10 protein-coding genes are annotated in these 11,896 nt (G+C 72.7%); 5 read left to right on the forward strand and 5 right to left on the reverse strand.

Annotation, left to right across the window (positions count from 1 at the left end):
• Positions 1-14: 14 nt before the first annotated feature.
• Entirely contained in the window at positions 15-596 is a 582-nt protein-coding gene (locus ACTWPP_RS10165; protein ID WP_443103901.1) for a DUF5998 family protein, read from the reverse strand.
• 125 nt (positions 597-721) lie between these two features.
• Here ACTWPP_RS10165 and ACTWPP_RS10170 point away from each other — a divergent pair, with 125 nt between their 5' ends.
• Positions 722-1,051 (forward strand): hypothetical protein, encoded by a 330-nt coding sequence (locus ACTWPP_RS10170; RefSeq protein WP_443103902.1) that lies wholly within the window; start codon positions 722-724, stop codon positions 1,049-1,051.
• A 6-nt stretch (positions 1,052-1,057) separates the two neighbouring features.
• Here the strand turns inward: ACTWPP_RS10170 and ACTWPP_RS10175 are convergent, their stop codons facing one another.
• The gene (locus tag ACTWPP_RS10175; protein WP_443103903.1) at positions 1,058-3,532 is read right to left on the reverse strand and encodes a bifunctional acetate--CoA ligase family protein/GNAT family N-acetyltransferase; all 2,475 of its coding nucleotides are present in this window, start codon (positions 3,530-3,532) and stop codon (positions 1,058-1,060) included.
• 168 nt (positions 3,533-3,700) lie between these two features.
• Between ACTWPP_RS10175 and ACTWPP_RS10180 the strand changes: the two genes are divergently transcribed.
• Positions 3,701-4,624, forward strand: coding sequence for a carbohydrate kinase family protein (locus tag ACTWPP_RS10180; protein ID WP_443103904.1), 924 nt, complete (start codon positions 3,701-3,703; stop codon positions 4,622-4,624).
• A 16-nt stretch (positions 4,625-4,640) separates the two neighbouring features.
• On the opposite strand, the gene ACTWPP_RS10185 is transcribed toward ACTWPP_RS10180, so the two are convergent.
• On the reverse strand, positions 4,641-5,666 hold the full coding sequence (locus tag ACTWPP_RS10185) for a LysR family transcriptional regulator (protein ID WP_443103905.1): 1,026 nt from the start codon (positions 5,664-5,666) through the stop codon (positions 4,641-4,643).
• A 543-nt stretch (positions 5,667-6,209) separates the two neighbouring features.
• The gene (locus ACTWPP_RS10190; protein ID WP_443103906.1) at positions 6,210-8,303 is read right to left on the reverse strand and encodes a RecQ family ATP-dependent DNA helicase; all 2,094 of its coding nucleotides are present in this window, start codon (positions 8,301-8,303) and stop codon (positions 6,210-6,212) included.
• A 238-nt stretch (positions 8,304-8,541) separates the two neighbouring features.
• Here ACTWPP_RS10190 and ACTWPP_RS10195 point away from each other — a divergent pair, with 238 nt between their 5' ends.
• From ACTWPP_RS10195 to ACTWPP_RS10205, 3 genes are all read left to right on the forward strand, one after another.
• Positions 8,542-9,870 (forward strand): threonine/serine ThrE exporter family protein, encoded by a 1,329-nt coding sequence (locus ACTWPP_RS10195; protein WP_443104007.1) that lies wholly within the window; start codon positions 8,542-8,544, stop codon positions 9,868-9,870.
• Positions 9,871-9,969: 99 nt separating this feature from the next.
• On the forward strand, positions 9,970-10,296 hold the full coding sequence (locus ACTWPP_RS10200) for a hypothetical protein (RefSeq protein WP_443103907.1): 327 nt from the start codon (positions 9,970-9,972) through the stop codon (positions 10,294-10,296).
• A 10-nt stretch (positions 10,297-10,306) separates the two neighbouring features.
• Complete coding sequence (locus tag ACTWPP_RS10205; protein WP_443103908.1) at positions 10,307-11,374, forward strand: DUF6745 domain-containing protein; 1,068 nt, start codon at positions 10,307-10,309, stop codon at positions 11,372-11,374.
• A gap of 89 nt (positions 11,375-11,463) precedes the next feature.
• Here the strand turns inward: ACTWPP_RS10205 and ACTWPP_RS10210 are convergent, their stop codons facing one another.
• Entirely contained in the window at positions 11,464-11,850 is a 387-nt protein-coding gene (locus tag ACTWPP_RS10210; protein WP_443103909.1) for an ATP-binding protein, read from the reverse strand.
• Positions 11,851-11,896 lie beyond the last annotated feature (46 nt).

Here is an 11,896-nt window from a genome sequence, read left to right on the forward strand (position 1 = left end):
CGGCCGTCACCCGGTCACCGGGCCGTCGCCGCGGACAGCTCCTCGGCGAACGCCAGCACCTGGCCGACCGCATCGCCGCCGTCGGCGGCCTCGCTGACCCGCAGCGAAAGGTCGTCGGCCGTGACGCTGCCCGTGTATCCGTGGTCGGCCTCGCAGTTCTCGTCGCCGCACGTCGCGGGTTCGAGATCGATGTGGGCGATGGCGCCCCAGCCGATGGTCAGCACGACCTCCGTCGGCGGCACCCCCGGCACGTACGACGCCGGGTCCGGGACGACGCGCGTCACCGCGACCGACTGGACGCGTTCCAGCTTGACGGCCTCGGTGGTCGTCGACGCGTGCGGACGGGCCATGCCCTCTCCGGGCGGGTGCTCGTCGGTGTGGCACACCAGCAGCCGTTTCGCCGACAGGACGAGCACGGTCACATGCCGCCGCACCTCCATCGCGGGGTCGAACGTCGCCTCATGGTGGACCACGTAGGCGACGACGGGCTCGTCCCCGACTGCCGACTCGACCGCGTCCGCGACCAGGGCCGGGTAGTAACCGCTGCGCTCGATCGCCGTGCGCAGACCGCTCACCGTCGCTCGGGTTTCCCTCATGGCCCCCATCCTGCCCTGTTCAGGGCCGGACGTGCACATGACGATCCCGCACACGGTCTTTCACGCGGTCGCGGGGACGGAATCGGCCGCAGGGTACGGGGCCGGCGTGAGGGTACGAGACCGGCATGGACGAGAAGCCGCTTCCGACTCCGCGACCGGTCCCGCCGCCCACACCGGATCCGGCGCCCGCGCCCGAACCGCTGGTGCCGCCCACCGATCCGCCGCCCGGCCCGTCTCCGGGACCGGCGCCGCAGCCGCCGGGCCCCGTCCCGCCGGGGCCGTCGCCCGAACCCGTCCCGCCCGGCCCGCCGCCGGAACCCGTCCCGCCCGGCCCGGCACCCGAGCCGAGCCCTCCCGCGCCCGACCCGGACCCGGTTCCGCCCGGCCCTGAACCCGACCCCGTCCCGCCCACCCCGGAGCCCGGCCCGCCGAACCCGCCCGGCCCGCCCAGGTGACGGGCGTCAGGACAGGCGGCGCGGCCCCATTTCGGGACGCGGCCCCCGCGGGCGCTCCAAGGTCAGCGCCACCTGCCGCACCGTGACGCCGGACGCGTCCGCGACCACGGGGTTGAGTTCCAGGCGCGCCACCTCGGGCAGGTCGTAGCCGAGGCGGGACGCGCGCAGCAGCAGTTCCTCCAGGGCCGTCAGGTTCACCGGCTCCGCGCCGCGGTGGCCGAGCAGCAGCGGCGCCGTCCGGATGGCGCGGATCATCTCCGCCGCGTCCACGTCCGCGAGCGGCGACAGCCGGTAGGCGCGGTCGTCCAGCAGGGCGGCGGTCTCGTCGGCGATGCCGAACGACACCAGCGCGCCGAACGAATGGTCCTCCCTGATCACGATGCGGGTCGGCACCCCGTCCGCGTCCCCGCCCCCGACGATCTCGATGCCGTAGCAGGACAGCAGCTCCGCCGCCTGCTTCGGCGTGGCCTCCACCGGGCCGCCCGCGCCGCCCGCGCCGCCCGCGCCGCCCGCGCCGAGCCACTCGGCGACCAGTTCCCGCGCCCGGTCGCGGTCGACGCCGTCCAACTCCGGCGTGTGCCCCGCGGGACGCTGCCGCCACTGCGCGTACCGGATGACGTAGGCCAGCGCCCGGACGGCGTCCTCCGGCGAGGCGTAGGACGGCACCGAACCCTCCGCGGCCATCCCGTCCGGCCCGGTGACGCGCAGGTCGGCGGGCATGCCCTCGGTGCCCAGATAGGTCGCCACGATCGGCTTCGCGCTCCCGGCGGCCAGCCGGAGGATCTTCTCGGGGACGCGCATGTCGTAACCCCCGATCGTCGGGGGCGTGAACAGCGCCACCACCGCGTCGACGGTGTCGTCCGCCAGCGCCGAGGCGAGCGCCGCCTCGTAGTCGTCGGCGTCCGCGCGCGGGCCGAGGTCGATGCGGGGCCTGACCTCCAGGCCGAGCGCCACCGCCTCGTCCTGCGCCAGCAGCCCCAGCGAGTTGGAGTTGTCGATGACCGCGACGCGGTCGCCGGCCGGAAGCGGCTGGTAGGCCAGCAGCTGCGCCACGTCGAACAGCTCCGACAGGTCCTCCACCCGGATCACGCCGGCCTGCTCGAACAGCGCGCTGACCGCATGGTCGGGCAGACTCAGGGCGCGCGCCGCGTGGCCGAGCGGGACGCCCTGCGTGCTGCGGCCGCTCTTGACCGCCACGATCGGCTTGCGGCGGCCGAGCCTGCGGGCCAGCCGGGCGAACTTGCGGGGATTGCCGAGCGACTCCAGGTACAGAAGGACGGCCTTGGTCGCCGGGTCCTCCTCCCAGTACTGCATGAGGTCGTTGCCCGACACGTCCGCCCGGTTCCCCGCGGAGACGAACGTGGACAGGCCGAGGCCGCGTTCGGCCGTCCGCTGCAGGATCGCGATCCCGAGCGCCCCGGATTGGGAGAAGAAGCCCACCGGCCCCCGTCCCGGCATCGTCGGCGCCAGGGTCGCGTTCAGCCGCACGTCCGTGTCGGTGTTGGCGATGCCGAGGCAGTTGGGCCCGACGACACGCATCCCGTAGGCGCGCGCGAGCCGCACCAGTTCCTCCTGCCGGGCACGGCCCTCATCGCCGATCTCGCCGAAACCCGACGACACGACGATCAAACCCCGAACACCCTTGCCCGCGCACTCCTCCACGACCTCGTGGACGGCGTCGGCCCGGACGGCGACGACCGCGAGATCCACATCGTCCGGGATCTCCAGGACGGACGCATACGCCCGCACCCCCGCCACGGCGACCGCCGTCGGATGCACCGGGTACACGGGCCCGCTGAAATCCCCGGCCAGCAGGTTGCGCAGCACGGTCTGCCCGACGCTGTGCTCGGCCCGGCTCGCGCCGATCACCGCCACCGAACGCGGGAACAGCAGCCGCTGGATCGACCGCGACTCCGCCCGGTGCTCGCGGGCCGTCATGACCTCCAGCGACGTGTCGGTCGGCTCCAGGTCCAGGACGAGCTCGATCACGCCCTCCTCGAACCGCTGCTCCGCCCGGTACCCCGCCTCCCGGAAGACCCTCGTCATCCGGCGGTTGTCGGGCAGGACGCTCGCCACGAACCGGCGCACGCCCCGCTCCCGCGCCGCCGCCGCGATGTGCTCCAGCAGCACCGGCCCGAGGCCGCGCCCCTGATGCGCGTCCTCCACGAGGAACGCGACCTCCGCCGTCTCCGGCCGGTCGCTCAGCAGGTCATAGCGGACGACCGCCACCATCACCTCCCCGATCGTGGCGATCAGCGCGACCCGCCGGTCATGATCGACGGTGGTGAAGTGCTCGACGTCACGGTCCGACAGGCGCGGGCGCGGCGAGAAGAACCGGTAGTAGATCGACTCCGGGGACAGCCGCGCGTGGAAGTCGCGCAGCAAACCGCCGTCACGGGGCCGGATGGGCCGCAGATGGGCCGTCCCGCCGTCGCTGAGGACGACGTCGGCCTCCCACTGATCCGGGTAACGCTCGGTCACGTACCCGAGGGTAAGGCACGGGCGCGCGGACGCCCGCTCCAGGGAAAATCGGGCTTCCTCACTTTCGCTGCGCGTTCGAGACCTATTCGGGGCTCAAGAGCTGTTACGGTCGTCCACACGCCCTGAATTGCCGCTCGCGCGGGCCGTGTTAATCGAGGTGATGACTCCATGACGCGCGTGGTCGTGGTCGGCGATCTTATGACAGACACCGTGGCGCGTGCCGCCTACCCCTTGGCCAAGGGGAGCGACACGCCGGCCGCCGTGACGATCCACGGAGGCGGCTCGGGCGCCAACGTGGCCGCCTGGCTCGCCGTGGAGGGGATCGACGTGGCCTTCGTCGGCCGCCGCGGCTCCGACATCGCGGGCCGGAACCGGGACATGGAACTCATGGGGTACGGCGTCGACGCCCGCCTCGTGATGGACGGCGACCGTCCCACCGGCACCTGTGTGGTGATGGTCACCCACAAGGGCGACCGGACGATGCTGTCCGATCCGGGCGCCAACGGCGCGCTCCTCCCCGAGGACATCGAGCGCTGCAAGGACCTCTTCTCGCAGGGCACCCACCTGCACCTGTCCGGCTACGCCCTGATCAACGAGGGGTCCCGGAAGGCCGCCATCCACACCCTGGACCTCGCCCGCAAGGCGCAGATGTCGGTCTCGGTGGACGGCGGCTCGTCCTCCCCCATCAAGCGGATGGGCGCCGAGCCCTTCCTCGAATGGACGCAGGGCGCCCGCCTCCTCATCGTCAACGCCAAAGAGGCCGAGATCCTCACCGGCCGCGACACGCCCGAGCAGGCCGCCAAGGTGCTCACCGCCTGGTACCCGCAGGTCGTCATCAAGAGCGGCGCCGACGGCGCCCTCTGGTACACCAACGGCCGCCCCGAACCCGTCACCGTGGCCGCCGAACCCGTCGAGAAGATCGCCGACGGCACCGGCGCCGGCGACGCCTTCGTCGCGGGCTTCCTGCCGCCCTGGCTGGACGGCAAGCAGCCCGCCGACGCCCTCACCGCCGGCTGCCGGCTGGCCGCCCGCGCCATGCAGCACCTGGGCGCCCGCCCCACCCTCGACGTGGTCGACAACCAGATCAAGTAGAGCGGTGCCGTAGGGCTCAGGCGACCGGGCTGTAGGTCCGCACGTCCTCCCTCACGGCCGCCCACAGGCGGTTGAGGGGATGGCCCGCGTCGTAGCGTTCCAGGTCGGCGCGGCGGACGAAGGCGCCGGTCATGAGTTCGGCCTTCGGTTCCATGTCGTCGTGGAGGCCGATGGCGCGCAGCGGGACGGCGTCCGGGTCGTCCTGGGCGGCCATGCCGCGGCCGATCGAACCGGTGACGATCATGCAGCCGCGGACGAAGCCGGAGCGCAGCAGGGACAGGCCGTAGTGCACGTCGTCGATGTCGGCGACCACGGTGAGACGGTCGCGGAAGTTGGTGCCGTACCAGGTGGCGAGCAGATCGGCGACGAGACCGGCGGGCGGCACGACCAGCGGGACGCCGGCGAGGCGGCTCGTCTCGACCGGCGTGTCAGGGAGTTCGGACACCGGCAGGTTGGTGAGCAGCAGGGCCTGCCCGCGGGCGTACTCGATGACCTCGTACTCCTTGAATCGCAGATCGCCCTCCGGGGTGCTGACGATGCTGCCGCAGATGAGGTCGACCTGGCGGGTCTCCAGGCGTGACCACAGGTCCTTGGTGCGGACGTGGGCGACCTTGAACTCCACCTCCCGCTGCCGGAACTCCTCCGACACGCGGTTCCAGGCCCGGGAGACGATCGGGAGGGTGAATTCGGTGGTGCCGACGGTGAGCATCCTGCCGAGGCGGCGCCGGCTCCAGTGAATGGACTCCAGCCATTTCCCGAACGTCTTGCGCGCCAGTTCGACCGTGGTCTCGCCCGTCGGGGTGAACAGGAAATCCTTGCCGCGGCCCTGGCGGACGGTCAGGACCTCGCCGCAGAGCGCCTGGCTGTTGCGGTTCAGGGTGTCGAGCTGCTTCTGGACGCTGGACTGCTCACGGCCGAGGACGCGGGCGGCCCTCAGCGCGGACCCCGTCTCGTGCACCACCAGGAGCGTCCGCAGCTGGTCGAACGTCATGTCCAGCAGCCCGGACGGGCACTCCAGGAGCGCGTCGAAGGTCGGTGACACGGAGAGCGACATTACTACCGTCCCGTCAAATGGCCGATTGGTCAGCTGGGCGGGAAATGATGACATTTCCCGCTGAACTTATCTCAAGATGTACTTCCAAACAACTGGACAGAGTTTTCTAACCTCTAGAACACTTCCCGTGCGAGCCACTCCCCCGCCGCCGTCATCCGTCCCAGCAAGGACGGCGGCGCTCCCGGGCGTGCCCCGGCGGTGCCGGCCGCCGGGGCCGCCGCCCGGCGACCCCGACTCCCGCTCGCCGCGGCACTTCTCCGCCGCGGCGCCGGGGCCGGACGCCGGCCCGTGCGCGGGGCCGCGCGCACGGGCCGGCCCGATCGTCCCGCCCGCGCCCACGGGGGCGCGCGGGCGCCGGACGATCCTGTGTTCGTCACAGGACCGGTCACGTCGCTCGCCTGGCGGCTGGCGCGTGACCGGTCCTGTGCGAGCGCGGCATCGCTTCGCGAGCCGGCCGGTGAGGCTCGCCTCCGGCTTCGCCTCACCGGCCGGGTAACGCGCTCGCGCGGTGACTCAGGCCGCTGCCACGACCTAGTTGGGGGTGGCGAGGGTCAGGGGGAGGACTTGGCCGGCGCCGGACTGTTTCAGGAGGCGGGTGGCCACGGTCATCGTCCAGCCGGTCTCCACGCGGTCGTCGACCAGGAGGAGGGGACCCGGGTTCTCGGGGAGGGCCGCGGCCAGGTCGGCGGAGACCGTCAGGGTGTGCCAGACGGAGCGGAGGCGCTGGGCGCTGTTGTGGCGGCGCGGGACGGGCTCGCCGATCGGCGTGAGCTCCCCCAGGTAGGGCAGGCGGCCGATCTCGGCGATGCGGTGGCCGAAGGTGCCGACCAGGCGCGGGCGGGAGCGGGAGCCGATCGTGACGACGCCGGTGGGGCGGGCGGGCCAGGTCCAGGCGGCGAGGACCTTGACGACGGCGTCGACCAGGTCGGCGGGGACGTCGGAGTCGTCGGCGGCGAACAGGTCGCGCAGGCGGTTGCCCCAGCCGATGTCGGTGAGGCGGCCCAGGGCGCGGCCGGTCTCGGCCTGAAGGTCGGGCTTGATGCGGCCGGAGACGCCCAGGTCGTCCTTGACGCCGGTGGGCCACATCCGGCGGGGTGCTATGTCGACGCCTGGGCGCTGGAGGCGGTCGCGGGCCCGGGTCGCGCTCTCCCGGCTGACGTCGGCCGTCCAGTGGCGGCCCGTGCAGTTGTCGCAGCGGCCGCAGGGGGCGGCGGCGGGGTCGTCCAGCTGGCGCCGCAGGTACTCCTCCCGGCAGGCGGGTGTCGAGATGTAGTCGAGCATCGCCTGCTGTTCGCGGCGGCGTTCGGCGGTGACGCGTTCGTAGCGTTCGCGGTCGTAGGACCAGGGCCGCCCCGTGGCCGTCCAGCCGCCCTTGACTCGGCGGGCGGCGCCGTCCACGTCGAGGACCTTGAGCATCATTTCGAGGCGGGCGCGGTTGAGGTCGACCAGGGGTTCCAGGGCACCGGTGGAGAGGGGGCGGCCGGCGGTCTCCAGGACGTCGAGGGTGTCGCGGACGACGGGTTCCGGTGGGAACGCGAGGCTGGCGAAGTAGGCCCAGATGTCGCGGTCCTCCCGGCCGGGCAGGAGGATCACCTCCGCGCGGTCGACCCCGCGACCGGCGCGCCCGATCTGCTGGTAGTAGGCGACCGGGGACTGCGGGGCGCCCACATGGACGATGAAACCGAGATCGGGCTTGTCGAAGCCCATGCCGAGGGCGCTGGTGGCGACGAGGGCCTTGAGCTTGTTGTCCTGCAGGTCCTGTTCTGCCTGGAGGCGCTCGGCCTGCTCGGTCTGGCCCGAGTAGGCGGCGACCTCGTGGCCGCGGTCGCGCAGATGCCCGGTGATCTCGTGGGCGGCGGCGACGGTGAGCGTGTAGATGATCCCCGAGCCGGGGAGGTCGGCGAGGTGCTCGGCCAGCCAGGCGATGCGCTGCTCGGCGGTGGGGAGCGCGACGACGGCGAGGTGGAGCGACTCGCGTTCGAGGGCGCCGCGCAGGACGAGGGCGTCGTCGCCGGCGAGCTGCTCGGCGACGTCCTGGGTGACGCGGGCGTTGGCGGTCGCGGTGGTGGCGAGCACCGGGATCCCGGGCGGCAGCTCGGCGAGCAGGGTGCGCAGCCGCCGGTAGTCGGGGCGGAAGTCGTGGCCCCAGTCGGAGATGCAGTGCGCCTCGTCGACGACGACGAGCCCGGCCCCGGCGGCGAGCTTGGGCAGGACCAGGTCGCGGAAGTCGGGGTTGTTGAGCCGTTCGGGGCTGACGAGGAGGACGTCGACCGCGCCCTCCTCGACCTCGGCGAAGATCCGCTCCCAGTCGCCGGTGTTGGACGAGTTGATCGTGCGGGCGTTGATGCCCGCGCGGCCGGCGGCCTCGATCTGGTTGCGCATCAGCGCCAGCAGCGGCGAGACGATCACGGTGGGGCCCGCGCCGCGCTCGCGGAGCAGCCGGGTCGCCACGAAGTAGACGGCGGACTTGCCCCAGCCCGTGCGCTGGACGACCAGGGCGCGGCGCCGCTCGACGACGAGGGCGCGGATCGCCGTCCACTGGTCGTCGCGGAGCCGCGCGTGGTCGCCCGCGAGGGCGCGCAGGCAGCGCTCGGCCTCGTCCCGCAGTCCGTCTGAAGTGCTCATGCGTCCTTGGTACCAGCGGTTTGGAAGGCAACGCACCAGAATCGCGTTCTGTGGACGGCGGGACGCGGCGGTTGGGCACACGGGGGCCGCGGGTAGCCTGCCAGTCAAGATCGGTTCAATTGCGAAGGGGCACATGCGGGGGATGGGCGCGGCGGAGCGCGTGCTGGGGCCGGCTGCGGCCGAACGGCTGCGGGAGTCGAACGCGGGGCAACGCCTGCGGCGGACGTGGCAGGTCCTGATGGACGGCGTCCCGCCGGAACCGCCTGAGGAAGAGCCCGGCGAGGCCGTCGACCCGCGGGTGATCGATCTCGTCCTGCGCGTCGGTGAGCTCCTGCTGGCCAGCGGCGAGACGACCGAGCGGGTGAACGAGGCGATGCTCGGACTGGCCGTCGCCTACGAGCTGCCCCGCTGCGAGGTCCAGGTCACGCTGACCAGCATCCTGGTGTCGGCCCATCCGGGGAGGGGCGTGCCGCCGATGACGGGCACGCGGGCCATCCGGCGCCGTACCCCCGCCTACTGGCGGCTCACCGCGCTACACCAACTCGTCCAGGACGCGTCCATCGGCATGCTGGAGGTGGAAGAGGCCCACAAGAGGCTCGCGGAGATAAAGAGGGGCCGCGCCCCTTACCCCGCCTGGCTGCTGGTCGTGTCACTGGGCCTCATCAGCGCCTCGGGAAGTGTGCTGGCCGGCGGTGGACCGATCGTGGCGGTCACCGCGCTCGGCGCCACCCTCGTCGGCGAGCGCACCGGCGCCGTCCTGGCACGCCGCGGCATCGCGGAGTTCTTCCAGCTGGCGGTCGCCGCCGCGATCGGCGCCGCGGCCGCGGCGGTGGTGGTGTCGGTGGGCAACCCGGGGCAGGCCGCCGCGATCGTCACGGGCGCGATCCTGGCGCTGCTGCCGGGACGGCCGCTGGTCGCCAGCATCCAGGACGGCATCACCGGCGACCTCGTCAGCGCCGGGGCGCGGGTGCTGGAGGTCTTCTTCATCGTCGCGGCGCTCGTCGCGGGGCTCGGCGCCGTCGTGTACATCGCGGTCAGCCTGGGCGCGCCGATCGACGTCAGCCACCTGCCCACGGCGCCGGCGAGACTGGAGCCGGTCGCGGTCATCGCCGCCGCCGCGATCTCGCTCACCTTCGCGGTGTCCCTGGCCGCGCCACGGGACGTTCTGGTCGCCGCGGCCCTGGGCGGCGGGCTGATCTGGGTGCTGTACGTCCTGGTGCGGGGATGGAGTGTTCCGCCCGTTCTGGCGGCGGCCATTGCGGCCACCGTCGTGGGTGTGGCGGCGAACTGGCTCGCCCGGCGGCGCGGGAATCCCGTCATGCCCTACGTGGTCCCGGCCATCGGTCCCCTTCTGCCGGGGACGGCGCTCTACCGGGGCATGGTGGAGCTCAACACCGGGTCACCGGAGGCGGGTGTGCTCAGCCTCATCGGCGCTGTGTCCGTGGCCCTCGCGCTGGGCGCCGGCGTCAACCTCGGTGGTGAGTTCATCCGGGCGTTCCAGCATGTCGGGTTGAGCGCGTCGGGACGCTGGGCCCGTCCCGCGGCCCGCCGCACCCGCGGCTTCTAGCACGGGCCGTTCTGTCGGTACTCGTCTTTCGGTACTCGTTTCGTCGGTGCTCGTTTTGTCGGTGCTCGTTTTGTCGGTGGCGGACGTTACCTTCGCCGCATGTACCGACAGGGAGACATCCTGATCCTGCCCGTGCCCGAGGAGGCGGTGCCGCGGTCCGTGCGCGACCTGCCGCCGGCCCCGCGGGACGGCCGGGGGCGCATGGTCCTCGCGCTCGGCGAGGCCACGGGGCACGCGCACGCGCTGGCCGCGCCCGGGTCGCTGCTGCGCGTCCCCGATCCGCTCACCCCCGACCACCTGCATCTGCCGTCCGGCGGGCGGCTGGTCCACGAGGAGCACGCGGCGATCTCGCTGCCCAAGGGCTGGTACCGGGTGATCCGCCAGCGCGAGTACGTGCCCGGCGCCGTCCGCGTCGTGGCCGACTGAGGGGGTCGCGATGCTCACAGGGACTACGCGCGAATCCCACTTCGTGGTCGCCGACTGGCAGGCGGTGGCGTTCAGCACCGGCTCAGCCGACCGTGACCGGGCCGAGGCGGGCGTCGCCGCCGCCTACGCGGCCGCGGGCCTGAACGCCCCCGAACGGTACGTGTGGATGCCCTCCCCCGCACGCGGGGCCGTCGCGGCGGCCGTCCTGAACAGGCGCGGCGACGCCGGCACGAGCGTCCTGCACGAGGTGAGGACGCGTCCGTGGGAGGCGGAACGCACCGCGGCCTGCTCCGAACAGGGGCCGGAGCAGTGGCCGCGGGTGTGGGCCGAGACGGGCGGCCTGCTGTGGAACCAGGTGCAGGCACTCGTCACGCGCGTGCGCGGCGCCATCGGTGACCTGGCGGCGGACGGGCCGGAGCCGTCACCGCGGGCGGAGGCGGCCGCGTCCGTGCTGCGGGGCGCGACGCTCGACGCGGTCCTCGGCCAGCATGACGCGCCGTGGCTGGCGCTGTTCGAAACGCTCGGGCGGCTGGACGGCCCGCTCGCCGGTCTCGCGGAGGTGGCCCGTTCCGCCGGCTGGTGGTGGCCGTACGAGCGGCTGGTGGTCCTGTCGGAACGCCCGAGCGACCTGCATCGTGACGAGCCGGGGCGGCTGCACCGCGGCGACGGCCCGGCCCTCGCCTACACGGACGGTTTCGCGTTGCACGCATGGCGCGGCATGCCGATCCCGCCCGATTTCGTCGAATCCCTGACCGACCTGACAGCCGACCGCATCACGTCGGAAGAGAACGCCGAGCTGCGCCGGGTGATGCTGGAGATCTTCGGTTACGACCGCTATCTGGCCGAGACCGGTGCGCATCCCCTGCATCAGGACGAGACCGGTGTCCTGTGGTCGATCGACCTGCCCGGCGACGAACCCTTCGTCATGGTGGAGGTGGTCAATTCGACACCCGAACCGGACGGCACGCGCCGCACCTACTATCTGCGCGTCCCGCCCAACACCCGCACGGCGCGCGCGGGCGTCGCCTGGACTTTCGGCGTGGACGAGGCCGACTACCACCCCGAGAAACAGACCTGAGCCTGTGGACGGCCGGTTCATCCCGGCCCGGCGGGTGTCCCTTGGTCGCACTTCCCCAGTCACCAAGGGTCGCCCGCCCGCTCCCGCCTTCAGGGGGTCGCCGTCTGCGCCCAGGTGACCTTTCCGTCGACGGTGGAGCGCCACCCCCAGGAATGTGACAGCGCGCCGACGAGCATGAGGCCACGGCCGCCTTCGGCCTGGAGGTCCACGATGGGCACGGTCGGCCCGTCCGGGTTGTCGTCCCACACCTCGACCATGGCGGTCTTGTCGTCGGGCAGGTAGATGACGAGCGTGATGGTGTTCGCGTGGCGGATCGCGTTGGTGACCAGCTCACTGGTGATGAGTTCGAGGTCGCCGTTGACGTCCTGGCGGTCCCAGCCCTCCAGGGCAGCGCGCACGGAGTCACGCGCAGCGCGCACGGCCGCGTCGACCGGTTCGAGCGCGAGGACGAAATGGGGTCGCTGTCGATGGTCCACGAAACCGCCTAAAGTTCACCGGCTAACGTAAGCATGCGCTCTCTGG

It is taken from the genome of Actinomadura sp. 3N407 (genome assembly GCF_052245875.1).
In the GTDB taxonomy this organism is placed as follows: Bacteria; Actinomycetota; Actinomycetes; order Streptosporangiales; family Streptosporangiaceae; genus Spirillospora.

Excerpts from the sequence above, each read along its gene's own strand:
- ACTWPP_RS10170 (WP_443103902.1), top strand. The coding sequence starts at position 722 with ATGGACGAGAAGCCGCTTCCGACTCCGCGACCGGTCCCGCCGCCCACA.
- ACTWPP_RS10205 (WP_443103908.1), top strand. The coding sequence starts at position 10,307 with ATGCTCACAGGGACTACGCGCGAATCCCACTTCGTGGTCGCCGACTGG.
- ACTWPP_RS10195 (WP_443104007.1), top strand. The coding sequence starts at position 8,542 with ATGGACGGCGTCCCGCCGGAACCGCCTGAGGAAGAGCCCGGCGAGGCC.
- ACTWPP_RS10200 (WP_443103907.1), top strand. The coding sequence starts at position 9,970 with ATGTACCGACAGGGAGACATCCTGATCCTGCCCGTGCCCGAGGAGGCG.
- ACTWPP_RS10190 (WP_443103906.1), bottom strand. The coding sequence starts at position 8,303 with ATGAGCACTTCAGACGGACTGCGGGACGAGGCCGAGCGCTGCCTGCGC.
- ACTWPP_RS10165 (WP_443103901.1), bottom strand. The coding sequence starts at position 596 with ATGAGGGAAACCCGAGCGACGGTGAGCGGTCTGCGCACGGCGATCGAG.
- ACTWPP_RS10180 (WP_443103904.1), top strand. The coding sequence starts at position 3,701 with ATGACGCGCGTGGTCGTGGTCGGCGATCTTATGACAGACACCGTGGCG.